We start from the raw sequence: 26,995 nt of genomic DNA on the forward strand, positions 1-26,995 counted from the left end.
TTTAACAATTCCCCACTTCTTTTTAAACAGTTTTTCCTATCCTAGGTTATATAGGGGTAAGGAGGATGCTGGAGATGAAGAAGTGGTTTTTTGTGCTTGCCGTACTTGCGCTGCTGGTTGGTTACGAGGTCTACAGGCAGCAAGCGGAGGTCGCTGACAATAAATGGAGTCGAACGGATAACGAAGCTCGAACGGTAACGGTCGCGGGAAAGCCGTCGGAAAAGCCATCGGGTAAACCCTCGGATAAGCCGGCCGGGAATTTGGCTAAGCCTTCGGAAAGTCCGACGAAAAACCCGGGGGACAACCGGCAAACGATTAAGCTTGCTAAAGATCAAGTATATAAAGGAAATTTGCTGCTTGTAAACAAGGAGTATCCTGTACGCGAAGAAGGAATCAAATCCGACATTGTGGTTCTCTATCAGCATAAGGATCTTATGGAGGGCTATGGCTTGCTCGATACGAAAATCCAATTGTCCAAAAGCGTGGCTCAAGCTTTTCAGAAGATGATACAGGCTGCCGCCAAAGATAAGGTAAACCATTTCCTGATTAGCAGCGGCTATCGCAATGCGATCGAGCAGAGCAAGCTGTACTTGGAGATGGGCGACGCCTACGCGCTGCCTGCCGGCCACAGCGAGCATAATCTGGGACTGTCGCTTGATATCGGGTCGTCCGAGAAAGAGATGAGCCAGGCTGCCGAAGGAAAGTGGCTGCAAAAGAACGCTTGGAAGCACGGGTTTATTTTGCGGTATCCGAAGGATAAAACGTCGATTACGGGCATTCAGTACGAGCCCTGGCATTTCCGGTATGTAGGGCTGCCGCACAGCGCGATTATGCAGGAAAAGAATTTAACGCTGGAGGAGTATCTGGATCTGCTCAAGGAACAACAAAGCACCACGGTGTCGGTAAACGGAGAAAAATACGAAATTACCTACTATACGGTTTCGAAAAATACGACTGCCCAGGTTCCCGCCAACCGCCGCTATGAAATTTCAGGCAACAATACGGATGGAATCATTGTGACGGTCTACCCGGAGGGCGCCAAATGAAAAAAACGAGTATTATCAGAAGCATAGTCGTTCCGGCACTTTTTGCCGTTTACCTGTATCTCCTAGTCAAGGCGATTCTGTTTAAATTCGGCCCGATCGAAGGGAAGTTTCTTCTGCATCAGTTCCTATACCATTTGGAAAACCCCGGATCGATGCTGAACCGTCTCTCCGTATCGTCTAATTTCATTCCGTTCAAGCAAATATCGAGTGATGTTCGAAGCTTACACAATCTCGGGCTGTTCCAGCTTAATAACTTCACGGGGAATATTTACATATTCATCCCGTTCGGCATATTTGTGCCTGTGCTTTATGGGGAGAAAAACGTGTCGCTGGAAAAAGTATTTTTCCTGTCGTTTCTGCTAAGTTTAATGCTGGAGAGCTCCCAAGCGATACTATCAATCGGAACGTTCGACGTCGACGACTTGCTGCTCAATTCATCGGGCGGCATGATCGGATTCGGCATCTACTCGCTGTTCGGCAGACGAACGAGCGACGGGCTTGTTTCTGCAAAGCAAGAATCGTAGGACCTGTCAAAAAGAGCAGCGAGGAAACCTTTCCGGTTCCGGCTGCTCTTTGCTTCTCTAAACCTACGGTAAACGCGAGCGTCAAAGACGCCGGTAGCCGTTTATCCTTCACCGCGATCGTATCACGGCTTTTGTTCATCGACAAACCCGTTCACTCTTGCTTGGCCCCATGGTGCGACGGATACACGCACGGTCGACAGCGCGCGCTGCTCCTCGATTTCCTTGCCGGTGCCTTCCGGTACGTAGAAGCGCTCCAAGCCGTAGCGCAGGTTGATTTCTCTGTCCCATGAATAGTCGATGCGGCCTTTGATGACGACTTCATCGCCGGCAGCCGCCGGTTTATCGGGATACACGCCGGCCGCTTCATATATTTCCGGGCTGGCGGCGGATGGCCGCAGGAGGACGTATACGGTCTTTTGGCGATCGGGCTCGCCTTCGCCTTTCCAAAGGCCGCTCGGCAGCCGGCTGATTTCATAGTTCAGCACCACATAGTCGCCGTAAAATAGATCGCGCGGATCGATCGGCGCCGTTTTCAGCTGAATTTCTTTGCCGAACCATCCTACGGCATAATTCGTAACGAGCAGTCCGCTCAGGAAAAGCACTTGAGCTGCCGCCAGCAGCACGAGCAGTAATGTTCTGCGCTTACGCCGCCTTTCGCCGGCCGCCGGCGAGCCTGTACCGCCGCCGCCGCTAACGGCATCGATAGGGAGCCCGTAGGAGCGCCGCATCGTTTCATTGCTGTTGCTGCTGCTGCCGTCATTGCCGTCTATGCGTTTTTTGTCAGTCATGTCGTTCCGCTCCTTCCTCCGCCAGAAAACGGCGTCTTCGGCGGTTCAAGTACCAGCTTAAGCCGAGCAGCAGGATGCCGCCTACCAAGAAGAACAAGGATTTATCCATAAAGCCCCAGGCGAGCTTGACGTAAGCGAGAAGCACCGAGAATAAGAACAGCACCGTTCCGAGGTTCACCTTGAACCGAGATTCCTCGGCATAGCCCCGCCACAATACGCATAACGAGAAGAAGCAAAGGGCGAGCAGATAAAGGAAGCTGGCGGCCTCGGCCGTATAAAAGTAAGGGAGCAGCAGCAGCCATTCGAAGCCGCTTGTAAGGCGGCCTTGCTGCTTTTTGGCGATCGCGGACAAGGCGAGCAGGGCAGCCATGACGATCACGAAAACGATCGATTGCGTCCGTTCAAGTGCGGTGAAGCCGAAGAGACGTCCGTCATCCTGTACCATAACGGCGACGCAGCAGGTGACGAAGGCGGCGGTCAGCGCGCTGTTTTGCAGCGGATAAGCGGTATCCCGCGTGCGAATCCAATCGCCGAGCACATACAAGATCATAACCGGAATCATGTACAAGCTGCCGTTCAAGTCGAACTCGGCGATCAGGAACGCCGATTGCAGCATGGCGCTGAGGCCGAGCAGCCAAGCGAGCCAAGCGCTGCGGTTGCGCCACCAGTAGTAGCCCAAACCGATCATCAGCACGAGGAAGGCGACGAAGCTGAACGTTCCGAAATTGCTGAGGCTGTAAAACTGGCCGACGTTCAGAATCGCAGCCGACAGCAAAAACAAAAACCGCGAACGGTATATATGCGTCAGCAGCACGCCGGCCGATCCCCAAATGACGAATGAGCCGGCATTGGAAGCGGTCATTTGGAACATTTGCGCGATGAGGAAAATGCCAGCCCCGAAGCTGATCAGCCCGACGGCGATCAGTCCGAGTCCGAGCCTGTCGTCGCCGCGCCGCATAAAACGTTCGCCGGCGGCATAAAAGCCCAGCATGGCGAGCACGATAACGGCAAACCTTGCGAGATGGGGAATCGTTTGCCAGTTGGCTGCGACAAAGCTGAGGATGCCGAGCCCGACCAGCAAGCTGCCAAGCAAAGGCAGGATGCCGACGGCCGGCTTCTCGTCCTTATAAAGCGCTAACAGCTTATCCGCCTGCTGCTGCGTGATAATTTCCTTATGCACCCAGACGGGCGCTTCTTTTTTCAACCATTTGTGTGACATTTCAATCACCCCTTACTCTCAGTATATGCTTTTCCGGCAAACCTTAAAGTACTAACTTGGTATAGTACCGGAACAGCTGCGCATGCCTGACGCGGCGGGGATTTTCGGAATACTGGAAAAATGAGGCTGGGAATGCGACAATGGGAAGTAGCGGCGAAAGGCCGGTCGTCGGGTGAAACCAACCGGAACCGTCGTTCCCGTCCGGGATCTATCAAGTACGAAGTAGGTGCAGCCTGCATGCGTGAGGGAAATCGCGCGAAATCGCCTTTTTATAAGCTGATCGTAGACGTGTTTCGAACGATGACTTTCACGTTTCGTGAAGTGATGATGTTCGAGTTGTTCTACAAGGCGCTCACTTTTTTTATTTTTATACCGACGATTTCCGTCGTGTTTCATAAGCTGTTAAGCATGGGCGGCTTCGCGGGAGCGACCAATTACGAGCTGCTGCGTTTTTTCATGAGCAAATACGGCTTGCTGTGCATGGCGCTTCTGGTGCCGACCGCAACGGTGCTTATTTTTGTCGAATTCGCCGTCTTGATTATCATTTCGTACCTCGGCCAGCATCGGGTGCGAACGAATTTGCTTCGCGCGTTTCTGCAGGCTCTGAGCAGCATGCCCTCTTTGTTCACGTTCGGGTTTGCCGGCTGGGCGCTTTACTTGCTGCTTATTCTTCCGCTGCTCAACCCCGGTTTGGGCGCTTCGCTGCTGCCGACGCTCGCCGTACCGAATTTCATTTCCGGCGAGCTGTACAAAACCGGCGGCGGCACCTTGCTCTACCTGGGGGGGCTTGCCGTTCTGCTTTTTTTCAACATCCGCTGGACGTTCTCTCTGCACGCTCTCGTCATCGGCGGCATCGCTGGGTTTCGGCAGGCTGCCAAGCAAAGCGCGGCGGTAATGAGAAAGTCGTATATCAAAATGACCGTGGTCGTGGGCATCACGCTGCTCGTGTTTTTCGTCGTGGTCGTTCTTGCTACGCTGCTGCTGCTTGTTGTCGTGACGGTAGCTCATTCGTTAATCGCGGGGGAAACGGGCACGGGCGGCTTCGTCCGTTCCATTCTGGCCAAAACGTTCATCGTATCGACATATGCCTCGACGATTTTCATCATGCCGCTGTATGTCACGACGCTGACAAGGCTGTACATCGAGAAAACGGAGTCTCACCGCTCCGTACTGCAGCTTCCCGAGTGGCGCGCTGATGGGAATTCGACGCCGCACATTCGCCGGATGTTCCGTCCGCACCGGAGCAGGCTGTTTATGTTTTTGCTGCTTATCGCTTTTGCAACGGGGCTGGTGCTGGCGCCTGCTATCGGGGGCAAGGCTTTCACGGATCACGATTTTGTCGTGATGGCGCATCGGGGCTATACGGCCAAAGGCGTCGAAAATACGATCGAGGCGATACAAGGGGCGATCGATGTGGGAGCGGATTATGCGGAAATCGACATTCAGGAGACGAAGGACGGCCGGCTTGCGGTCATTCATGATACGAATTTGAAGCGGCTGACCGGTAAAAACGCCGAGGTATTCGATCTGACGATGGACGAATTGCGGCAGCTGGAAGTGAGGCAAGGGCCGTTCACCGGGCGGATCAGCACGCTCGAGGAAATCATTCGGCTGACCCAGGGCCGGATCAAGCTGAATATCGAATTAAAAACGCACGGGAAAGAGCGGGATTTGGTGAATACGTTCGTGCGCGTCATTCGCGACTACGATTTGACCGGACAATGCGTCGTGCAGTCGCTGAACGGCGATATCATTCGACAGGTTAAAGCGCTCGAGCCGTCCTTGGAGGTCGGTTACATTCTTTTTGCGGGTACGCCGAGGTGGGAGCGGACGGGGGCGGATTTTTTCAATATGGAGGAGTACCGGGTCAGCGAGGCCGTCATTGCCGCCGCCAAGGCGCTGAATAAACGGATCTACGTGTGGACGGTCAACGACCCTGCTGCGATGGAGCGCTATTTCCGCATGGGGGCGGACGGTATCGTAACGGACCAGCCGGAGCAAGCGCTGCTTGTCGCCGATGGCGTAAGGGCGAGCGAGGATCCTTTTTTCGATGCGCTGTTCGACTGGCTGGACCGGATGTCCTATTGATGCGGCACGACTGGGGTTTAATCTTGAGGTAAACATGGCTAAGCGGCAAGTAATTCCATGAATCAACAAAATTCCTTGACTGGAATATTCCTTACCCGATACATTCATAGTAGAGAAATCCGTTTCATTGCAGATTAACGGTAGGGAAGTTACCCGACAACATCAAACCTATGTAAAATCAAAATGTGAGCAGGAGGGGCAAAGAAGCTATGAATCAAGAGGTTACCGCATTTATCGAAGGCCTAAATCAGCCGTGGCAGGTTGACGTTTGCAATCGGCTTCGCCGAATGGTGCTTGAATCCATACCGGAGGCAACGGAACGGATTCAATACAAAAAGCCGCATTTTTTAAAGAATGGGCATTATGCCGCGGTGATTTCTCCTTCCAAGGACGCCATAGCATTTATGATTATGAATGCAGCCGGTTTGGAAGTCCCGAAGGGGTTTGAAGGCCCTCCCGAGCGGAAATGGCTCAAAATCCGTGAAGGAGATTCGCCCGACTACGACTTGCTGGCGCAGCTTCTTGTTCAGGCATCGAGCTCTCTCTAAAGAAACGGATCGGAGGGGGAACATATGAATACGGCAACCTTGAGCGCGCTCGCGGAACCCAACCGATTGCAAATGGTCGAATTGCTTCGTGACGGCCCTCTTACCGTAGGGGAAATCGCCGATCGGCTTCATGTTCGGCAGCCGCAAGTTTCCAAGCATTTGAAAGTTCTCAACGAAGCCAAAATCGTCGAAGTGCATCCTGTCGCAAATCGCCGGATTTACAAACTGCGGCCGGAGCCGCTTCAGGAAATGGATACATGGCTGGAATCGTTCCGCAGCATGTGGGAAGACCGGTTGGATCGGCTGGACGCTTATTTGCAAGAGCTTCAGAAAGAAGGAAAACCGCCTGGGGATAACGGATAACGGCCGTTTCACGGCTGAGGCTGCCGGCTTGATCGGCAGTCTTTTTCTAAATACAAGAATTTATATGTGACACCTATTAAGTGCTTGTATTTCAACGGTAAACGCGCTCGTCCAGAAGGACGGCGAAGCCGTTTATCCTTGTTTCCCGCTTAGTGGGGGCTAGGAAAGAGGAGAAGCCGGGGCTGGCTTGGGCTAGGGCAGGCGAGTTCGGGAAAGTTCGGGATAGTGCGAGTGTTCTGCTGATCCAGCCATATTTGCACTAGAATGGTGCTGAGCTTTTACAAAACATTCATTTTAAGCTCTTTAAAATATAATCAGTTAATTATATAATCATTAACAGATGTATCGGAAATCTTGTCCGAAGCCTGATGGCCGAAGTCTTTAGCCAAAGCAATCGAAAGGAAGCCATTGAGGTACAAATCAAAGGAGATTCGACTATGAGTAAAAAACTGGTTTACTTCCTTTGCACGGGGAATTCTTGCCGCAGCCAAATGGCGGATGGTTTTCTAAGCGCTCTTGGGGCAGAGCGATACGAGGTAAGAAGCGCCGGATTGGAAGCGCACGGGCTAAATCCGAGAGCCGTTCAAGCGATGAAGGAAGCAGGTGTCGACATCAGCGGCAATTCGTCCGATGTCATCGATCCCGAGATTTTAAATCGCGCTGATTATGTCATTACGCTTTGCGGCCATGCTGACGAGCATTGCCCTGTCATTTCGAACAAAAACGTTGTCAAATGGCACTGGGGATTCGACGATCCGGCGAAAGCCGCGGGGACGGAAGAGGAAATCATGAGCAAGTTTCGCGCCGTCAGGGATAACATTAAAGACCGGATCGAGCGGTTCGTCAAAGAAGGCAAGTAGGGAATGATCCGTTAAAAAAAAATTTCAGGGGAGAGGGATCGGCATGGAAAAATCTTATCAGGCTCTGCATGATAATAAGATCTTTATGTGCGGTGCGGCAGACGTTGAGCAAGTAGTGAAGAACGAGCAATGTGAAGTCATTGTAGATTTACGGGGAGAAGCGAATCAGTGCGCTTTTGCGGGGGCCGATGTGGAGTGGATCAAAATTGCGCTCGGCGACGATGCCGTAGACAACCAAGAAGCGCTGCTAAAACAAGCCGCAGACGAAGTCGTGAAAGCTTACCGGGAAGGCAAGAAGGTAGCTTTTCATTGTAACGGAGGCCGAGGGCGTACCGGTGCGGTTGCCGTTGCGACGCTAATCGAGCTGGGGGTAAGCGGGACGATCGAGGAGGCGGAACGGCTGGCCAAATGCATTCGTCCCATTCTTAACGTCAAGCCGGCACAAAAAGAAGCTTTGCAGAAACTGTACCCCTAAGGAGCGATCGTATGATCAAAAGAATGCACGTTGCCGTAAACTGTACGAACCTCGAGAAATCGCTGGATTTTTATCGCAGCTTTTTCGGGGCGGAGCCGACAAAAATCAAAGAGAATTATGCCAAATTCGAACTGGATTCTCCGGCCTTGCACTTTTCGTTAAACGTTCGCCCGTTCGAGAAAAAAGGTGTGCTGAATCATCTCGGCTTCCAGGTAGACGATACGGAAGACGTATTGGCAATGGGCGAGCGTTTGCGGCAATCCGGGCTGCTGTTGATCGACGAGATGAACACGACTTGCTGCTATGCCGTGCAGGACAAAGTGTGGGTTTACGATCCGGATGGAAACGCGTGGGAGATCTTTTATACGAAGGAGGACTCCGAATTCGAATCGGCAGGCGAAGCCCTCGATCTCTCGCTTTGCTGCGCGCCGCCCGCCGGCCCGGTGAAAGTGGAGTTCGGTTCGTACAAGAAATAACTTAATGTGTTTCAACGCCGGCGGCGTGTATCCGGCCCTGGAATCCGAATCATTAATAAATCCGCCTCTCCGTTTGTGCGAATGGAGGGCGGATTTTTTGTCGGAATTTCGTTATGTACGATGTGCAGTTATTACGGAGCCTAATTTTATTGCTTTTGGATTTAGGAGTTGACTTGCGATTTTAATAATGTCATAATGACTATATTAAAAACGCTTGAGGTCAGTTAAGCTCCTTTTTCTGAGCTTTCAAAAATAAGGAGCTTTTGCCGCTTTCAGGCGGAGCAATCGGAGGAAATACGATGATCAAGATTGTGGAAGGGGATTTGCTTGCCGGTTCGGAATATTTGATCGGGCACCAAGTAAACTGCCAAGGAGCGATGGGATCGGGAATAGCGAAACAGATCAGAGCCCGCTATCCTCAAGTTTACGATTCGTACGCAGCGTATTGCAGAGCGCAAAAGCCGGAACAGCTGCTGGGCGACTGCCAATTCGTAGAAGCGGATAATCGGATCGTCGCCAATTTGTTCGGGCAGCTGCATTACGGACGGCAGGCGAAACGTTACACGGACTACGAGGCGCTGAGCCGCGCTTTAAGGACATTTAAGGAATACGCGCAGGAAACGGGGGCGGCTTGCGCCCTTCCGTACATGATCGGCTGCGGGCTGGCGAATGGGGAATGGCATGTAGTGGAAAACAGGCTGCAGGACATCTTCAGCGACTATCCGCTTACGTTATACCGCTACGGAGGCTAAAAGGAGGAACCGGCATGAGTCTAGAGGATCGGATAAAGGGCGGCTTGTTCGGAGTCGCGGTCGGGGATGCGCTGGGCGGCACGACGGAATTTATGTCGACCGGCGAAATCGAACGGCAGCACGGTTATGTAACCGAAATCATCGGCGGGGGCGTTTGGGAGCTGCAGCCCGGCGAAGTGACCGACGACACGATGATGACGATTTGCGTCGCGGAAGGCATTTTGGCGAATCCGCAGCAGCCGATGGCGGACATCGGCATTAAGTTTTTGGAATGGTACCGTTCCAATCCGAAGGATATCGGCAACATTATTCGCCAAGCTTTCCGCAACTATAACGGCAATTGGTTCGAGGCTTCTTTCTTGGCCGATTTGGACTTGGGCCGAAGCGCCGGAAACGGCTCGCTCATGCGCTGTTTGCCGGTAGCGCTCGTGTACCCGCAGCTCGCGGATATCGAAGCGAAGGCGCGTATGCAATCGAAAATGACCCACTACGACGAGCTCTCGAGCGAAGCCTGCGTCATCTACTGCAAAATCGCCCGTAGACTGCTGAATGGGGAGGGGTTTGTGGCGGCGATTCATGCCGAAGTCGGGGGCACTCTCTACGCAGGCAAAATCGAAGAGACGCCGGACTGCGAGCCCAGCGGGTTTGTCGTGGATTCGTTCCGCTGGGCGCTTCATATTTTACTCCATGCGGCTTCATTTGAGGAGGTCGTGCAGAAAGCGGCCAACCTCGGGGGCGATTCCGATACGATCGGCGCGATAGCCGGAGGTCTTGCCGGGATTTATTACGGGTACGAGCAAATTCCGCGGCGGTATGCGGAGCGTATTTTGATCAAGGAGCAGTTAACGGACCTTTCGGAGAGGATTGTTGCCAAAAGAGCGGCTTTGCAGGGAAGCGCAATTGAATAGAAGCGGATTGACGGAAACTCCCGCCGGCAAGGATTGTGATGCATTGGCGCGTTTCAGGAGCGAAAAGGAACGATTGACAATTTCGGCATTAATCGAGATACTATTTTGTGAACCAGATAAATACTACTAATGAACGGGAAGGGTCAGTCCATGTCGAATAAACCGAACCGAACTACATTTCGCGAACGGATGGATACAATGGTCGCCGGATTAAGGGACGAAATCGTAGGGGGCATACTGTCCGTCGGTTCGTTTCTACCTTCGGAGGTGGAGCTCGGCAAGCGGTATCAGCTGAGCAAAAATTCGGTGCGTAAAGGACTGGACATGCTCGTTGCGGAAAAGCTGATCGAAAAGGTGCCTTGCGTAGGGACGCGCGTATGCGCTCCGGCCGTTCAAGGGGGAGTGACGATTCGGCTCGGATGTTACTCGGGCGTAATGGAGCAGACGGGCTTGAACCGCATTTTATCGGAGTTCCATGTTGCCTTCCCGCATATTCGCGTGCAAACGGTGGCGCTGCCGTTCGTCAACTACCACGAATCGATTATGGATTGTTTGCATAACGGCATGCTGGATGCATTTACAGTCAATCAGAACGATTTTTGCCATTTTGCCGAAAATGATAATCTGGACTGGCTTGAGCCCATTGATCCGCCGTCCGGTCTATACCCGTTCCTTCACCGCGCGTTCGTCAGCGAAAAGCGGCAGTATGCCGTTCCATTCGTCTTTTCGCCGGTCGTGCTTTGCTATAATCGCGATCATTTTGCGGCCAAAAACATGCGGGAGCCGGACAGCAGCTGGACTTGGTCCGATTTCCTGACGGCAGCGGCACAGCTGTCGGAGGGCAGCGGCCGGTTCGGGTTTTATTTTTATCTGCTCTCGCTGAATCGATGGCCGGTTTTCTTGCTGCAATCGGGGGCCAAATTCAGAGCGGAACGGGACGGCGCTGTGCGCATTGCCGGCACGAAGCTGCAGGAGGCGCTGGCGCTTTGCAGAGAGCTGATCGACAGCGGCAGCTTCCTTTCTCTTTTCGCCGAAGGCACCAACGATGCGGAGCTCCTGTTTTCTCAGGAGAAGGTTTCGATGATCATGACGACTTATTTCAGCCTGAACTATATTCAAAACAAAGGCTTTGCTTTCGATATTTCCCCTCTGCCGTATTTCGAGCAGCCTGCTTCGCTGTTGTCCGCCATCGGGCTCGGCATCAACCGCAAGTCGGAGCATAAGGAAGCCGTCCGGACGCTGATCGATTATTTGCTGGATTATCCGGCGCAGCTCTCGGTCAGGCAAAACTCCCACAGCATTCCAAGCCTGATCCAAGCGGCGGAATGGAGCGGGCAGGGCAGCGTCAAGCATCCGAGCAGATATCATATGTACCGCGAGATTATCCCGACGTTCAAATACGTTACGGATCTTCATATAACGCCCGCCGAACTCGATATGATGAACAGCGAACTTAAAATGTACTGGTCCAAACTGGAGCGGGAAGATGACGTTTGCCGCCGTCTGGAGACGTTGATGTCGCCTGTAACTCAATAAAAACAGCCGTCGAAAGAATGCGAAAGCATTCTTTTTTTTGTTGTCTTGGAAATTTGTCCTTCATATATCGGAAAGTAAATCGTGGAAGCGGCTCTCAATCTCGGTAACGGGCCGGAGGGCATATATCTCATTGTATACTGCGTGTGAACTGGAAATTGATCAAGTATGTAGAAAATGATTATTGACATCGCTTTCAGTGTGAACTATATTGTTTTCGAGAACTAGATATGAACTGCATATCGTGATTGGTTCATAGAAAATAAATTGGCGGGAGGTGGCGGTTCACATATTTTCCCTAAGTATGCCTCTACATAATCATTCGGTTTATGAAAGGAGTATTTCAACCTTATGCGTAAATGGAAACGCGGTATAGCGCTTTTGCTCTCTTTTACACTTATTTTATCCGCCTTCATGATTCATGGAACGCCTGTTCAGGCGGCTACAGCGAAGCTGAAGCTTGCAAATCCGGGATTCGAAGCTCCGCTCTCCGGCGGTAAAATTCCCGGGTGGACGTCCGTATTCGCGGAGACGGGCAGCGATTTCAATTATCAAATCACAGACGACGAGAAGTCGTCAGGCAGTTACAGCTTGAAAATCGTCGACCAGCGCAGAGACAAATCGGTCGCGATTCTCAGCGATCCGATCGCCGTGACTTCCGGCGTGCCGTATACCGGCAGAGCCAAGATTTTGATCGAAGACGCGGCAAGCACGGCCAGCTTGTACATTCGTTTCTATGACGAAGCGGGCAAAATGATTACGGAGCAATCGAAGCATTCGGAAGGGTCGAAGGGCTTTACGGTCGGCCAGTGGCAGGATGTAACGACGCCAGAAACGGCCGCTCCCGCCAATGCGAAGACAGCCCGAATCATGGCTTCCGTGACGAGTTATTCGATCGCTAACGCCTACTACGACGACATGGCGATTACATACGACGAGACGAACGTGCCTGCGAAGCCGGAGCTTTCCGTTCCGCAGTCGTTGTCGCCGGGGCAGGAATTTACGGTAACGCTCCGTGCAGCGGAGGCTAACGGTTTAAGCCAAGCTAGCGTCGACATTCAATATGATCAGCTGAAGCTTCAATTCGTAGAGGCTATTGCAGCCGGTGCTTTTGCCGGTCAGGGGGCTTCCGTTACAGCGTCGGTGTATAATGAAACGGTTAAAGTGAACGCGGCGCTTAACGGAACGCCGATAAATGCCGATTCTGCGGTTGCCGAGCTGAAATTCAAAGTGACGGGCAGCGAGGGCGGCACTTGGCTGAAGCTGGACAAAGAAGTGACTTTGAACGAAACCGCTTACGTGCTGCAGGAGCAGCTTTACAATGCGGCAATCGTGCAGCCGGAGCCTGGCGAGCCGAAGCTGGCGCTGGCGAACCCCGGTTTCGAGGAGCCTGTCGTAAACGGGAAAATTCCGGGCTGGAGCTCCGCGATTGCGAAGACCGGCGAAGGTTATACCTATGAAATTACAAGCAGCCGAAGCGCATCCGGAGGACATAGCTTAAAAATTACCGATACGCTTAGGGACCAATCGGTCGCTTTGATAAGCGATCGGCTGGAGGTAACGCCTGGCGTTAGATACACGGGGAAAGCGAAAATCTTTATCGAGGACGCATCCCATACGGCCAGCTTGAATCTCCGGTTCTACGACGAGAACGATAAGCAAATCGCGGAGTATCCGATCCATTCGGAAGGCTCGAAGGGCTTCCCGGCTGGCGTATGGCGCGATGTCGCGACGCCGGAGGCCGCAGCACCGGAAAATGCGAAATATGTGCGGTTGCTCGCCTACACGACGGTTTATGCGATCGCCGCGGCTTATTTCGACGATATGGCTATCGCCTATAAGGATACGCCTGCTGAGCCGAAGCTGGCGCTGGCGAATCCGGGCTTCGAGGAGCCGCTCGCCGGCGGCAAAATCCCCGGCTGGAAATCGGTGTTTGCCGAAACGGGCGCGGGATTCCAATATGAAATAACGGGCTCGAAGAAAGCGGCAGGCAATAACAGCCTGAAAATTACCGACCAGCTCAGAGATAAGTCCGTTGCGATTATTAGCGATCCTTTGGATGCCGTCCCCGGAGTTATTTATACGGGCAAGGCCAAGCTGCTTGTGGAAGGCGAAAGCACGGCCAGCTTGAATATCCGTTTCTACGATGCGCTGGGCAACCAGGTTGCCGAGCAGGCGAATCATTTTGAAACGGGAAAAGGCTTCCCGGCCGATACGTGGCAGGACGTCGCCACATCTGCGGTGGTTGCGCCGGATAACGCCAAAAGCGTCCGTTTAATGGCCTACACGACAAGCTACTCGATCGCCACAGCTTATTATGATGAAATGGCGATCGCGTTCGAGACGGACAATACGCCGGCGGTGCTGGACATGTCCGCGCCCGCGGAGCTGTCCGAAGGGCAGGAATTTACGGTTGGCCTGAATGCGGCAAAGGCGAATAAGCTTGCTTCCGTAAGCGCTCAAATCATCTATGACAAATCGAAGCTGCAGGTTGTCGGAGTGCAGCCGGCGGGACAATTCGCGGGAAGCGCGGCCGCCGTTACATCCGCCGACAATGGCGGGAAGCTGACTATCGATGCTGTGCAGCAGGGCGCCAATACCGTAAACGGCGATACGGCTATCGCCGAAATTACATTTAAAGCGACCGGCGGCGGAGGCGAGGCTTGGCTCGTCCTGGCTAACGAATCTTCGATGAACGGCTCCTATCATCCTTCAAGGGATAAGGTCGCTTTACTGCGAATCGGCACGGATATCGGCGTACAGCTGTCCGACAAAGTTTATGGAGAGGCGGAGCCTCTCGGAGCGCCGATCGCGGATACCGTAGGACTCTTCGACGGGGTTGCGGGCAAAGAAGACGGACATAACGTCATGTACACGACGGTCAAAGGCATTCCGCCGATGTTCCACGTCGTCGATCTCGACGATTACAAGCTTCTCCGCAGCATTCCGCTTACGGACGGTGGAGACGCCTGGAGCCATAAGATCGCTCCCGACGGCACGGTTTATATTGCGGCCGGCTCCCAGCTATGGGCGTATTCGCCTGTAACGAAGCAAGCGAGCAAAGTATTTACCTACGCTTCCGAAAATGTTTTCTGGGCCATCGATATTGATGAGGACGGCAATGTTTACATTGCGACGGGCCCAAGCGGCAAAGTGCTGAAATACGACCCGATCACGAAGCTGGGCAGAGACTACGGACGGCTGATGGGAATCATCGATCAGGAATACGCCCGTTCTATCGCTTACAGCAAAGGGTATGTGTATGTCGGAACCTCGCTGGCGAAGGTTTACAAGCTGAACGTAACGACCGGGGAGAAGGAAGAAATCGGCGGCGTTTTGAACGAGAAGGGTTACGCTTACGATACCGACGTCGTGGACGACAAGTTTCTGATCGTACGATTCGATACGTCGAAGAAAAGGTACATCTACGACATTGAAGCCAGTCAATGGCTTGAAGTCGCAGTCGAGAACAGCTCGTCCGGGCTGCATATTGCGAAGGAATCGCTGGACGGAAAAATTTACTTCCCCGCAAACCAGAAAATCATGACGTTTGACGTGAACACCCGTCAGGTGGAAGAATCGGGAATGGTGTACAACACCGGCTTCCGCGGCGCCGATTGGGTGGAGGTCGACGATCCGGAGCTGCCGGGCAAAAGCATCGTGACGATGAATTTCAGCGGGCTGATCGTATTCTTCAATCCGCAAACAAAGACGGTCAAGTCGTATCCGAATGTGCTGCCGCCGTCCGCATCTATCACGCATGTTTTCGAGCCGGGGCCGAACGGGAAAATTTACATTACCGGCATGCAGGCATCAAAAGCAAGCGAATATGACATCGTCTCGGGAACGAACAAATTATTCGGCATGGGGCAGGCGGGAAGCGTGACGCCGCTTGACGGCAAAATTTATTTCGGCGTTTATCCGAAATCGGAATTCTATGTGTACGATCCGCAGCAGGCAACCGGAAACGGCAATCCGAAATACTTGTTCAACTTCGGCGAGGAGCAGGACCGGCCAGGCGACAGCGTCGTTGCCAACGGCAAAATATACGTCGGAACGATTCCGGACTACGGAGCGCTGGGCGGCGCTATAACGGTTTACGATCCGTCGGTGTCCGATCCGGCGAAGTCCCATAAAGTTTTCCGCAACATCGTGCAGGATCAGAGCATTATCTCATTGGCCTACAAGGACGGCAAAATTTATGGCGGCACCAGCGTCAACGGCGGATTGAGCTCGCAGCCGACCGCGAAAGAAGCGAAGCTGTTCGTTTGGGATACCGAGAAGGAACAGAAAATAACGGAGGTCGCCTTGAATATTCCGGGCTTAACCGAGCCGAAGGCGATCGGGGGACTGACGATCGGTCCTGACGGGCTTTTGTGGGGCGGCGTGAACGGAATCGTTTTTGCGATGGACCCCGATACGATGAAGCTGATCAAGTACAAAAATCTGTTCCCTCAAGACGGATCCTGGGGACAGTGGGGCTCCTATAACGCCGTATGGTCGGATGACGGGCTGCTGTATATGTTCTTGGGACGCAGGCTCGTTGCGATTCAAACGGTCACGTTCGATTTTAAATATTTCACCGATTCGGAAGCGTTCACGCTCGGAGCCGACGGGCATTTGTACTACTCGCCGCGCGACAACAGAACGCTGATGAACCGGATTTCCATTAGCGATAAGAATCCGGGGACGACGCCGACACCGACACCGACACCGACGTCGACACCGACACCAACACCAACACCAACGCCGACATCGACGCCGGAAACGGGAACGCCGTCGCCAACGCCGACATCGACGCCGGGAACGGGTACACCGTCGCCAATGCCGACGTCGAATACAGGGGGGCAATCATCAACGCCATCACCTGCTGCGAATGGATCGAAGGAAACCGTTCTTCCGGTGAAAGTCGACGATGCCGGTGTTGCGACAGCCATCGTGACGCAAGCCATGTTTAATGAGGCGTTTGCGGCTGCAGCTGCGGCCGCCGATGGAACGAAGAAGCTTGCGTGGACCCTTTCGGAGCCGCTGGATGCCGAGGCGTATGCTTTGACGCTGCCGGCCCAGGCGTTGACCGGCTCTTCCGCGGATAGGAATATTGAAGTGAATACGCCGCTGGGCAGCGTCATTTTACCAGGCAACATGCTTCCGGAAGGGAATGCGGACGCCGATGCGATTACATTAGTTATCGCTCCGGCCGATAAATCCGCCTTCGACGCCGAACTGCGGGAGGCCGTCGGAGACCGTCCGGTCGTCCGGCTCGGGCTGAAAGCGGGGGAGCGCGATATTCCTTGGAGCAGTAAGGATGCGCGCGTTACCGTATCCATACCGTATACGCCTTCGGTAGAGGAACGGGGAAATAGCGAGCTTATTACCGTCTGGTATATTGACGAAGAAGGCAGCGCGTTTGCCGTACCGAACGGCAAGTATGACGCAGCAACAGGCAGAGTCACGTTTACGACCAGCCATTTCAGCTTGTACGGCGTTGTGTTCGTGCCAAAAGCTTTTGCAGACGCCGGGCAGTTCTCATGGGCCGAGCACGCTATTGAGGTGATGGCGGCCAAAGGTATCGTCGAGGGGAAAGCTTCTTCCGTCTTCGGGGCGTCCGATCCGATTACGAGAGCGGATTTGGTCCTTCTGCTGATGCGTTTGCTCGAGCTGAAGGCGGACGAGGACGCCACCTTCGTTGACGTCGATTCCTCCGCTTACTACTACGATGCGGTCGCAGCGGCGAAAGCGCTTGGCATCGCCGAAGGAACCGGTGACGGACGCTTCGCGCCGGAAGCTCTCATTACAAGGCAAGATATGATGACCTTTATCGATAGGGCGATGAGCGCAGCGGGAGTAACGCTGACGAAGGGAAGCGAAGCCGAGCTGAACGGATTCGCCGATCATGAGGAAATTGCCGGTTACGCGAAGGAAAGCTTGGCGGCTCTAGCAAGCGCCGGCATTATCCAGGGCGACGGGAAAGCCGTCAATCCGCTTCACAACGCGACAAGAGCGGAAACCGCGGTAATCTTGTACCGGATTTATAACAAACTGTGAGTTACAAGAAAGAACCTCCACACCGCAAACGATGCGGGATGGAGGTTCTTCTTCGTGATCGAATCGGCCAGCGGTCAGCCGTAACATGCCAGCAGGCAAATTCCCACGTATATCCGAACGGGACGGCTCTACCGCTTTATTCTAGCTATACAAAGTTCAAGCCGTTCGCATAAGGGAACGGGATCGGGAACAAGGCGGCAAGCCGCTCTTGAATTTCCACGGACGGCTGCTCGGCAAGCTTCGGCTCGGCATCGAACACTACCGATACGAGCTCCTGCGGAGTCAGGGCGATGGCGTCGGGACCGAGATGCAGCGTAAATTGTCCGTCTTCGCCTGCCGTCACGCGCAGCTCGCCTCTTTGCGTGTCGATCGCGCCGTTCCAGTATGGCGTCAACTGCTCAAGCAGCAGCTGCGGATCGGAGATGAAGACGGTGCCGTTATTGCGGCCGGCTTGGAAAGGCGTATCGAGAAGTGCCTGCCGTAGCTCGGCTTCTTGCCAAGGAACGGCAATGTCCAGCTTCTCCAGCGAGTACCGCTTCATCGCGTCGGCGAAAATCGCCGCAACCGCACTCGCGTCGCCTGCCCATTCGGCCGCTTGCGATGCCGCCGACGTCTGGTAACGGACAGGGATGGAAAGGACGGCGAACGCAACGGGCTTGCCGTCTTTCTCCGCTATTAGCGTACGGTGCTCCTGCTTGTAGATGCTGGCAACCGCTTGCGAATGGATCAGCTGCGCCAGCTCCGATAAGCCTTGCTCGTAGCGGACGGGCCGCGATTCGGCCAGCTCGTGCAGCGTGTACCAGTCGCTCGACGCAAACTCGCGAACGCTGTAAGCCGTATTCTGCGCGGCGATAGCTTCGCCGTTCTCAGGCAAGAACGTATACCGGTTGAAGCTGCCGTAATGATAACAATGATTACGTGTATATAAGCCGCGATCTCCCGAAACGAGCAGCAGCGAAGCGCCGGCTTTCCGAATGTGTTCCTTGACCATATCGAGGATCGTGCCCGCATAACCCTTGCCGCGGTAATCGGGATCGGTGCATACGGCTCCGAGCGCGTAAACCTTCAACCGGGCGCCGCCGGCATTGACGAGCCACGGAACGAGTCCGATGAACGCAACGAGCTTGCCGTCCTCGAAAGCGCCGAACGATTGGCCGAGGCCGGGCGAAAAGACGAGCGGAAACGCTTGGCCCATCGAAACCTGCTCGTGATCGCGGAATACGCGGTCGGCAAGCTTGGCCGCTTCGTTTAACTCGTCGGCATGATGCAATTGGCGATATTCTGCCATGACTCTACCTCCAGCTAAGCTGCATTTTTTCTCTATTGTATCAGAGGCGGAATTGAAAGCAATGACAGTAATTAGTCTCTAATCTCGACGATCAGCTCGATTTCGACAGGCGTGTTCAGCGGCAATTCGTTCGTTCCGATCGCGGAACGGGCATGTTTGCCGTTCTCGCCGAAAATTTCGATCAGCAGGTCGGATGCGGCGTTGATTACGACAGGTTGTTGGTTAAAGTCCGGCGCGCTGCTTACGAAAGCGAGCATCTTGACGATTTTAACGACGCGGTCCAAATCGCCGAGATACCCTTTCATGGCAGCCAGACAATTGAGAATGCACTGGCGCGCGGCTTCTTGTCCCTGCTCAATTGTGACTTCTCTGCCCAGCTTCCCTTCGTGCATCAGTACCAGTTGTCCGTTGAGGAAACATACTTGGCCTGACAAATAAAGCAGGTTCCCGCTTTGATTGCATGGAATGTAGGTATGCAGCGGGACCGGCGAAGGGGGGAGCTCAATCCCGAGCTCCTGAATACGTTTTTCGATTTGTGCCATGAAGGCACCTCCTGTTCGATTAATATAGAATCAGTGCGAATGCGAGCAGCAAGAGCTTGCTCTGATCAGCCCGCCCGGCCTTGCTAACGTATGCTTGCCGTGCTCCATCGTCAGCTCGCCGCCGACCACGACGTGCGAGATGCCGTCCGGAAATTGGCGCGGCTCCTGGAAGGTCGCTTTGTCGGCGATCGTATCGAGATCGAAAACGGCGAGGTCGGCCGCATAACCGGGTACGAGCAATCCGCGTTTGCCCAGCTTAAAGCGCTGAACCGGGAACGACGTCACCTTGCGGACGGCTTGCTCCAGCGAAAGCAGCTTTTTGTCGCGGACATAGCGGGCGAAGACGCGCGGGAACGTGCCGTACAAGCGCGGATGCGGCTTGCCCGTTTCGCAGCCGAGGCTGTCGGAGGCGATCAACGCTTTTTCCCAGCAGACGACCTGCTCGACATCCGTATCGGACATGTGGAAATAGACGATCGATATTTTTCCTTCCTCCTCCAGCAGCAAATCCATCATGCAATCGACGGGATGCTGGCCGCGTTGCTCGCTGATTTCAGCGATGTGCTTGCCCTCATAAGCCTTGTTGTCCGGGCGCTGCAGGTTGGAAATAATGACGCTTTCCCATCCGGTGGAGCAGACGAGGTTGTCCCAATCCTCTTGTTCTTCGCCGAGCTCTTCCTTAATGCGCTTGCGGAGCTGCGGATCGCGGAACCGTTCGAGCGTTGCGGCAATGCCGCCTTCGAGCGTCCATGGCGGAAGCACGGTCGTCAGCGTCGTCGAACCCGCCGAGTACGGATAAACGTCGCAAGTGACGTCCATTCCGCGCGAACGCGCGTCCTCGATCAGTTCGAGCGCCTCCAGCACCTTGCCCCAATTGCGTTTGCCGGCCGCTTTCAAGTGACTGACGTGCAGTGAAACGCCCGCTTGCTCGGCAATCCAGATCACTTCCTTGACGGAAGGAATCAAATTGTTGCCTTCGCCGCGAATATGCGTTGCGAACAGTCCGTTATATTTTGGAAGCACGCGGCAGAGCTCGGCGATTTCCTCCTTGGACGTGTAGCTGCCCGGCGCGTAAAGAAGGCCGATGGAGAAGCCGATTGCGCCGGCTTTCATGCCCTCCTCAAGGAGTTGCTTCATGCGCTCCAGCTCCTCGGGAGTAGCGGGACGTTTGGCGAAGCCCATAACGGCGATACGCAGCGCTCCGTGAGCGACGTAGGTCGCGACATTCTCAGCGGGGCGGGATTTGCCCAGCACATCCATAAACTGGCCGACGGTTTCCCACGGCCATTCCCAGCTCGTGCTGCCGAGCACCGGCTGTACGTAGCTTTGCAGGAGCTCCGCCTGGCTTTTGAAGAACGGAGCGGGGGCGAGACCGCAGTTGCCGACCACTTCTGTAGTGACGCCCTGCTGCATCTTGATCTCGCTCAAAGGATTGTCGATCAGCATAAGATCGGAGTGGCAGTGACCGTCGATAAAGCCGGGGGAAATGATGTTTCGCCGAACGTCGATCGTTCGCCGCGCTTCCTGATCGACGGAGCCGATGGAAACGATAACGCCGTTCTTTACGCCTACGTCGCCGTAAAACCAAGGATTGCCGGTTCCGTCGACGATTTTGCCGTTTTTCAATACGAGATCGAGCATTGCGAATGCCTCCTTAAGTGGCGGAAAAAATGCTTCCGGGCGAATAATAGTTGAGTCAAACATTCTAGCTGCGAACGCCTTCATGCACCGCCGTCCCGCGCTTAGCGCTCACGCGGACGCTGTTTCCCGCAGCCTATTCCAGCATGCCGCGAGCGAGCACCGGCATTTCCGCATAGCGGTCGCCGTCCTTGAAATACACCTTGTTGTGCAGATTGACCGTGCTGCAAATATGGTTGGGAATCACGCGGACGCGGTCGCCCGGCTTCCAGTCGTGGCCGGCGTTCAAGCGCACCATGCCGTGCTCCTCGGACATCCGCTCCAGTACCGCATCCGGCGCTTCGACAAAGTGGCCGAACCCTTGCAGCATAAGGGGCTCCGCGTTCGGCTGGACGTCGGTTGCGAACGTTTTGCTGCCGCCGTCGATAATGGCTAGCGTTTCGCTCGGCCGGCTGACGACCGTAGCGAGCACGTAAGCCGCGCATTCGTCGATGCCGCAAACCTCAAGCCGCGCTTGCATCCGATCCTGGTAAACGTAGGTGCCCGGACGTATTTCCGTCACGCCCTTTACCTCGGCTGCATAGGCGCCCGTCGGCGTCGAGCCGACGCTGACGTCGACGACCGGTATGCCTTCGGCGCGCATTTTCTCCGCGAGGCTGACCATCAGCTCGCCTTCCTCAAGTCCGGCGCTGCGCCGGTCGAGCGTCGCCTTGCCGTTCTGCAGCGCGCCCCGGAACGTGTAGATTCCCGTTAGTTGGAGGTTCTGCAGCGCGTGTATTTGCTTGGCCAGCTCGACCGCGTTTTCGTAAAGAACGCCGGTGCGGCGCAGCCCGGTGTCGATCTCGAGCCGCACGTTTAGCGTGTGGCTGCGCGCCTGAGCCGCCGCCGAGAAACGTTTTGCGCCCTCCAGGCTGTCGACCGCGAGAATCAGCTTGATTTGCTCGCTGAGTGTGATAGCGCGTTCGATTTTAGAAGAGGCGACGAGCGGGTATGCTATAAAAATATTGCCGATGCCTCCGGCCGCCATTACTTCCGCTTCCGAAACCTTGGCGACCGTGACGCCGACGGCGCCGGCTTCAAGCTGCAGCTTCGCGACGGAAGGAAGCTTGTGCGTTTTGGCGTGCGGACGCAGGCTGACGCCGTTGTTCGCTGCTGTTTCGGCCATGCCGCGGATATTCGCATGCATTTTATCCGTATCGATGACGATGCACGGCGTTTCTAATTGTTCCCAAGTCTTAGTCTGCTCCGTTTGTTCCCGGACATTAGTGGACATTTGATGTCACGCTCCCGTTTCGGTCGATTTGGATTCGTCGAGATAGCTGTAAAGCGTATATTTGGAAATGTTCAAATAGCTGCAAATTTTTTCGCCGGCCTTCTTGATCAGGAATGCGCCCTTCTCGTCGAGCAGCTGGATGAATTTGACCTTGTCTTCCTTCGTCATTGCGGCGACCGGTCGCCCGATCAGCTCCTGCGTTTCCGTCACGAGCGCGTCGAGCAGGTCGTTCACGTTGCTGACGAACGACTCCTTCACTTCCGTCTGCAGTCCGCTTGCCGTAAGGGATTGCAGCGTTTTCTCGGCCATCATCAGCTCCGTTATGTCGTAATTGATGCATAGGGAGGCGATCGCTTGTCCTTTGCCGTTTTTCATGTAGAAGGAGCTGGAACGCAAAATGCGGCCCGTTTTGGTCTGGGTAATATAATTGAACCGATTGCCGTCCTGAACCTTGCCGTTTAGGATTTCAAGTCCAAGATTCGTACCGGGATCGCCAACCTTCCTTCCGGTTATGTGGCCGTTCTCGATCGCAACGATCGTGCTTTCGTAAGGGCGCTTCAAATCATGCAGCACCACTTCGCAGTTGTCGCCGAATTGAGCCGCGATTCCTTTCACCAGGCTCGTCAAAAACTCATGCTCGTCTTGGATCGACTCCATTGGCTCTCTCCTTTCCGGTGTGCTTGTAGGCGAATGAGTGCTTCTGTTTTCGATACTAATCATCCCCGGCTTCGGTGTCAAACAAAAAGTTTGTTATGCTAAAAAAAAGTATTGCGATGCTCTCGCCGGCAATTTTTCAGTTAAAAGGAAGAAACCCTTGATCGTGGGACTGACATTCAGCGGCACCAGGGCGTGACTGAATACTCCGAGGGTAGCAGATTTTGCCGAATTTTCGTTCCATGCAAGGCGCGTTTGTGAAGGCGTACCGGGGGTACGTCAAGCAAACGGAACGAAGCAGGGGGCGAAAAGGCGGTGAAAGATGCCCTTGAGTGAGTGTTCAGACACGCCCTAGCGCGGCGACGGCCGAAGTATGCTAGAATGGGTTACGCAAGCGCAAGTGTTGATTCGATACATATGTGGATACATATTCAAGGGCGGCCAAACGGAAGGGGGCCATTCACATGAAGCGCTGGTTTGATAAATCGCTGCAGCGCAAGCTGAGCTTGCTCCTTCTGGTCGCCGTCGTATTTCCGCTGCTCGCCACCGGGGTCGTGTCCTACCGGATTGCCTCGTCGCTGACGGAGGAGAAGGCGAAGCAGTCGGGTATGAATACGCTTCGCCAGATCGCGGACAAGCTGGAGTTCATGATTTCGGACGTCGAGAACATGTCCGTATTCATCATCGGGCAACGAGATATTCAGCAATATTTGGACAATGAGCGGGCAGACATTTCACTGTTTACGTTAAATATCGGATTTTTGACCAATCTCGTCTTTTCCAAGCCGTATATTTCCAACATTACGGTTCTTTCGGCATACGATTATCCGCCGCTGTCCAGTACGACCCTCCTGCGTTCGGGGCTGCAGAGCCAGTTGGAGGCAGGCAAGTCCAAGCTGGACGCGGGGATGAAGTGGTGGACCTCGCTGTATGAAAATCAAACGTCGGCCGACGGGCTGAAAAGGGTCGTTTCCCTTGTCCGTCCGGTCCGAAGCACGAACCAGTTCCGCAACCTCGGCGTATTGTCGATCAGCCTGGACGAGAACGAAATGCGCCGTATCCTCAAGAACGCAGGGTGGGAGCAATCAGGCTTCGTCTTGCTGACCGATCCGGATGGCGTTATCTTGTCCGGGGATTCATCGGAATGGCTGAGCCGGCCGCTGCAGGAACGGATGCCGAATCTGGCCGCGCTGAACGAGTTGGAGGGCACGTTTACGTACAGCTCGGAAGGCCGGGGAGAGGATACGGTGCTGTACCGTACGATCGCGGGCACGAACTGGAAGCTGATCGGCGTCATTCCGACCCGTACCTATACGGCGCAAAATCAATACGTGCTTACGGTAACCGCCGTCGCAATCGGCGTCGCGCTGCTCGTGTCCGTCGTCTTCGTGCTGCTGTTCCTGCGCCGGGTGACGCGCCCGCTTCGGGGACTCGCGACTACGCTGAAGGATATAAACCCGGATGAGGCGATTCCGTCGTTTGCGGTGAAAAGCGCGGATGAGGTCGGGCTGCTGCTGCACAGCTTCAACAAGCTGAGCGAGCGGATTCAGCGGCTGATGGAGCAGGTGCAGCAGAACGAGGCGAAGAAGAAGGAAGCCGACATCATGGCGCTTCAGGCGCAAATCAATCCGCATTTTTTGTACAATACGCTGTCATCGATCCATTGGATCGCGTTGATGAACAAGGACGGCCAAATTGCCGAAATGGTCGGCGCGCTCAGTGATTTTCTCCGTTTTTCGCTCAATAAGGGCGAAGAGTTTTGCAAAGCGTCGCAGGAAGTCGCCCATGCGCAAAATTACGTGAAAATTATGGCGATCCGGTTTCAGGATAAATTCGAAGCGAAATTTTATATCGATCCGAAGCTCCAGGACGAGATGATGCTGAAGCTGCTGCTTCAACCTTTGATCGAAAACAGCATCATGCACGGCCTGCAAAAGAAAAAGGGTCGAGGCCATCTGTATGTCCACGGCGAGCTGCAAGGCGAATCGATGACCTTCGTTGTGGAAGACACCGGCATCGGCATGGATGAGTCGAGGCTAAACGAGATACGGGGCAACTTGAACGCGGCTTCGGGAACGAGCAGTCCCGAGCCAGGCCGCTCCGGGTACGGGCTGCGTAATGTGCATCAGCGGCTGCAGCTTCATTACGGCACTGGAACCGGCCTGCAGATCGAGAGCGAAGCGGGCGCAGGCACGCGTATCTCGTTTACGATTCCGATTATGGAGGAGCGGCGCATATGAAAATCATGATCGTTGATGACGAAGCGATTATTCGCAAAGGCTTGTGCACGGTTATCGATTGGAAGGAGCTGGGGCTGACGCTGCTTGAGCCCGCCGAATGCGGCGAGGAAGCGCTGGAGCGCATCCCGGTCGAGAAGCCGCATATTGTGCTCACCGATATCCGCATGCCCGGGATTGACGGCATCGAGCTGGCCAAAGAGATCAAGAAGATCGCGCCGGGTACGGAAATCGTCATTTTGACCGGGTATGACGACTTTGCGTACGCCCAGCAGGCGCTCCGCGAAGGGGTGACCGACTATTTGCTGAAGACGAGCGGGCCGGAGGAAATTATGAAGTCGGCGCTCAAGGCGAAGATGAACATTACGGATAGATGGGAGGCGCAGCGAAAAGAACAGGTGCAGACCGGCGCGCTGCGCAGAGAGCTGCTCGAAGGACATCTCGCGGGCAGGCGGGAAAGCGGCTCCGAGCTGGCTCTTATCGAGAGCTGGATGAAGGAGCGCGGGGTAACGGGAAGCGCAGCGGAGGCGGTGCCGCTGCGCGCGCTCATCGTCTCGGCTTCGGGCTGGGGCGAAGGCAAGACCGCTGAGCTGCTGTTGGGCGCGGTTGAAAATATGCTGGCCGAGCTGCTGCCGTCCGTCTCGCTGCTGAAGAGCGACCGAATCGTGCTGGTAGCCCGCGCAGGACCGGGCTTTGCCGAGCGAAGCGGGCTGGAGCGAGCCGTCCGGCGCGTCTGCGAGACACTGAAATGCTCCGTCTTCGTCGCCGCCGGGGACAGCGTTGCGAGCTCCGAGGAGCTCCCCCGGTCGTACGGCGAAGCCGAGAGGATTTATGCTTACCGGCTGCTGCTGCGGGGGCGGGGCGTATGCGAGCTGCGCGACATTGCTTCGCGAAGCGGAGGAGCTACCGTTTGCCCGCAGCACGAGGAAGAGGAGCTGGCTGAGCTGCTCATGGGCAACGTTCCGACGCAATTGCGCCATTTCGTTCATCGACTCGTACGCGAGCAGATGGACGATCCGTCCGTAACGCCGCAGTCGCTCCGGGCGTACTTGCAGTCCGTCGCCATCGCCGGGCATCGCTGGCTGGAGCGGGCCAGGGGAGGAAGTCCCGGTTCCGGCGGCCATCCGGCGCAAGTTCCCGCCCATTCGTTCGAAGACGGATTTTCTCTCGAAGACGAGTTGTTCAAGCTGCTCGCCTCGATTATGGCGGCTTTTCATGAAACGATGAGCGACACGCGTTATTCGTACGTCCACCGGGCAATCGCCTACATACGCGAGCGGCTGGACCGCAACTTGACGCTGCAGGAGGTGGCGAAGTTCGTTCATTTGACGCCGAACCATTTCAGCGACGCGTTTAAGAAAGAAACCGGCCAAAGCTATATCGAGTTCGTCACGCAGGAGCGGATGCGCAAGGCCGCTCACGTGCTCAAGAGCACGCCGCTCAAGATCAGCGAAGTAGCGGGGGCCGTCGGCTACGAGGACATCAAATATTTCAGCCAGCAGTTCAAGAGATATACCGGGCAGACGCCCTCGGAATACAGGCAGTCATCGGCGGAAGAAACCACATAGCAAACGGAAGACAGCATATGTCTTATACGTACACGGAACTACCCGCACCGTTGGTTATCGTCGGTCTGGATATCGCAGAGCGTTATATCGCCCGCTCGGCGGCGCGGCAGAAAGCGCAAGGAATCATGTCGGCGTACAGTCGGACAATTGAATAAACGAGAGACACGGGC

Annotated in this window: 22 protein-coding genes; 15 read left to right on the plus strand and 7 right to left on the minus strand. The window is 54.8% G+C overall.

Features of this window, described 5'->3' with window-relative positions; genetic code table 11:
• The first annotated feature begins 74 nt into the window (after window positions 1-74).
• Both DQG23_RS35835 and DQG23_RS35840 read left to right on the plus strand, forming a co-directional pair.
• Window positions 75-1,046 carry a M15 family metallopeptidase gene (locus DQG23_RS35835; RefSeq protein ID WP_113035852.1) on the plus strand — a complete coding sequence of 324 codons (972 nt, stop codon included), beginning with the start codon at window positions 75-77 and terminating at the stop codon, window positions 1,044-1,046.
• Complete coding sequence (locus DQG23_RS35840) at window positions 1,043-1,570, plus strand: VanZ family protein (protein WP_113035853.1); 528 nt, start codon at window positions 1,043-1,045, stop codon at window positions 1,568-1,570. Before DQG23_RS35835 ends, DQG23_RS35840 begins: the two co-directional genes overlap by 4 nt.
• 122 nt (window positions 1,571-1,692) lie before the next feature.
• On the opposite strand, the gene DQG23_RS35845 is transcribed toward DQG23_RS35840, so the two are convergent.
• Entirely contained in the window at window positions 1,693-2,358 is a 666-nt protein-coding gene (locus tag DQG23_RS35845) for a GDYXXLXY domain-containing protein (protein ID WP_238178200.1), read from the minus strand.
• Window positions 2,351-3,577, minus strand: coding sequence for a DUF2157 domain-containing protein (locus DQG23_RS35850; protein WP_113035854.1), 1,227 nt, complete (start codon window positions 3,575-3,577; stop codon window positions 2,351-2,353). Before DQG23_RS35850 ends, DQG23_RS35845 begins: the two co-directional genes overlap by 8 nt.
• A gap of 237 nt (window positions 3,578-3,814) precedes the next feature.
• On the opposite strand from DQG23_RS35850, the gene DQG23_RS35855 reads away from it, so the two are divergent.
• The 10 genes from DQG23_RS35855 (at window position 3,815) to DQG23_RS35900 (ending at window position 17,625) form a co-directional block, all read left to right on the plus strand.
• The gene (locus DQG23_RS35855; protein ID WP_158560875.1) at window positions 3,815-5,665 is read left to right on the plus strand and encodes a glycerophosphodiester phosphodiesterase; all 1,851 of its coding nucleotides are present in this window, start codon (window positions 3,815-3,817) and stop codon (window positions 5,663-5,665) included.
• 209 nt (window positions 5,666-5,874) lie between these two features.
• Window positions 5,875-6,213, plus strand: a complete 339-nt coding sequence (locus DQG23_RS35860; protein WP_113035856.1) for a DUF1801 domain-containing protein — start codon at window positions 5,875-5,877, stop codon at window positions 6,211-6,213.
• A 24-nt stretch (window positions 6,214-6,237) separates the two neighbouring features.
• Window positions 6,238-6,576 carry an ArsR/SmtB family transcription factor gene (locus DQG23_RS35865; RefSeq protein WP_113035857.1) on the plus strand — a complete coding sequence of 113 codons (339 nt, stop codon included), beginning with the start codon at window positions 6,238-6,240 and terminating at the stop codon, window positions 6,574-6,576.
• A 437-nt stretch (window positions 6,577-7,013) separates the two neighbouring features.
• Window positions 7,014-7,436 carry an arsenate reductase (thioredoxin) gene (gene arsC, locus DQG23_RS35870; protein ID WP_113035858.1) on the plus strand — a complete coding sequence of 141 codons (423 nt, stop codon included), beginning with the start codon at window positions 7,014-7,016 and terminating at the stop codon, window positions 7,434-7,436.
• A 43-nt stretch (window positions 7,437-7,479) separates the two neighbouring features.
• The gene (locus DQG23_RS35875) at window positions 7,480-7,911 is read left to right on the plus strand and encodes a protein-tyrosine phosphatase family protein (RefSeq protein ID WP_113035859.1); all 432 of its coding nucleotides are present in this window, start codon (window positions 7,480-7,482) and stop codon (window positions 7,909-7,911) included.
• A gap of 11 nt (window positions 7,912-7,922) precedes the next feature.
• Entirely contained in the window at window positions 7,923-8,387 is a 465-nt protein-coding gene (locus DQG23_RS35880) for an ArsI/CadI family heavy metal resistance metalloenzyme (protein ID WP_113035860.1), read from the plus strand.
• A gap of 299 nt (window positions 8,388-8,686) precedes the next feature.
• Window positions 8,687-9,139, plus strand: a complete 453-nt coding sequence (locus tag DQG23_RS35885) for a macro domain-containing protein (protein WP_113035861.1) — start codon at window positions 8,687-8,689, stop codon at window positions 9,137-9,139.
• Between the two features lie 14 nt (window positions 9,140-9,153).
• On the plus strand, window positions 9,154-10,047 hold the full coding sequence (locus tag DQG23_RS35890; protein ID WP_113035862.1) for an ADP-ribosylglycohydrolase family protein: 894 nt from the start codon (window positions 9,154-9,156) through the stop codon (window positions 10,045-10,047).
• A 150-nt stretch (window positions 10,048-10,197) separates the two neighbouring features.
• Window positions 10,198-11,583: an extracellular solute-binding protein gene (locus tag DQG23_RS35895; protein WP_113035863.1), complete on the plus strand. Its 1,386-nt coding sequence runs from the start codon at window positions 10,198-10,200 to the stop codon at window positions 11,581-11,583.
• 348 nt (window positions 11,584-11,931) lie between these two features.
• Window positions 11,932-17,625: an S-layer homology domain-containing protein gene (locus DQG23_RS35900; RefSeq protein WP_113035864.1), complete on the plus strand. Its 5,694-nt coding sequence runs from the start codon at window positions 11,932-11,934 to the stop codon at window positions 17,623-17,625.
• Between the two features lie 145 nt (window positions 17,626-17,770).
• On the opposite strand, the gene DQG23_RS35905 is transcribed toward DQG23_RS35900, so the two are convergent.
• The 5 genes from DQG23_RS35905 to DQG23_RS35925 form a co-directional block, all read right to left on the minus strand.
• On the minus strand, window positions 17,771-18,913 hold the full coding sequence (locus DQG23_RS35905; RefSeq protein ID WP_113035865.1) for a GNAT family N-acetyltransferase: 1,143 nt from the start codon (window positions 18,911-18,913) through the stop codon (window positions 17,771-17,773).
• A gap of 71 nt (window positions 18,914-18,984) precedes the next feature.
• Window positions 18,985-19,455, minus strand: coding sequence for a RidA family protein (locus DQG23_RS35910; protein ID WP_113035866.1), 471 nt, complete (start codon window positions 19,453-19,455; stop codon window positions 18,985-18,987).
• A 30-nt stretch (window positions 19,456-19,485) separates the two neighbouring features.
• Window positions 19,486-21,096: an N-acyl-D-amino-acid deacylase family protein gene (locus tag DQG23_RS35915; protein WP_113035867.1), complete on the minus strand. Its 1,611-nt coding sequence runs from the start codon at window positions 21,094-21,096 to the stop codon at window positions 19,486-19,488.
• A 133-nt stretch (window positions 21,097-21,229) separates the two neighbouring features.
• Window positions 21,230-22,366 (minus strand): alanine racemase, encoded by a 1,137-nt coding sequence (locus DQG23_RS35920; RefSeq protein ID WP_113035868.1) that lies wholly within the window; start codon window positions 22,364-22,366, stop codon window positions 21,230-21,232.
• A gap of 6 nt (window positions 22,367-22,372) precedes the next feature.
• On the minus strand, window positions 22,373-23,023 hold the full coding sequence (locus DQG23_RS35925; protein WP_113035869.1) for a helix-turn-helix transcriptional regulator: 651 nt from the start codon (window positions 23,021-23,023) through the stop codon (window positions 22,373-22,375).
• Between the two features lie 461 nt (window positions 23,024-23,484).
• On the opposite strand from DQG23_RS35925, the gene DQG23_RS35930 reads away from it, so the two are divergent.
• The 3 genes from DQG23_RS35930 to DQG23_RS42390 are packed head-to-tail and all read left to right on the plus strand — an operon-like array spanning window position 23,485 to window position 26,980.
• Window positions 23,485-25,260, plus strand: coding sequence for a cache domain-containing sensor histidine kinase (locus DQG23_RS35930; RefSeq protein WP_113035870.1), 1,776 nt, complete (start codon window positions 23,485-23,487; stop codon window positions 25,258-25,260).
• On the plus strand, window positions 25,257-26,825 hold the full coding sequence (locus tag DQG23_RS35935) for a response regulator (RefSeq protein WP_113035871.1): 1,569 nt from the start codon (window positions 25,257-25,259) through the stop codon (window positions 26,823-26,825). The genes DQG23_RS35930 and DQG23_RS35935 overlap by 4 nt, the downstream gene beginning before the upstream one ends.
• A gap of 17 nt (window positions 26,826-26,842) precedes the next feature.
• Window positions 26,843-26,980 (plus strand): hypothetical protein, encoded by a 138-nt coding sequence (locus tag DQG23_RS42390; protein WP_158560876.1) that lies wholly within the window; start codon window positions 26,843-26,845, stop codon window positions 26,978-26,980.
• The last annotated feature ends 15 nt before the right edge of the window (window positions 26,981-26,995 follow it).

Source organism: Paenibacillus contaminans, assembly GCF_003285015.1.
GTDB classification, from domain to species: Bacteria; Bacillota; Bacilli; order Paenibacillales; family NBRC-103111; genus Paenibacillus_V; species Paenibacillus_V contaminans.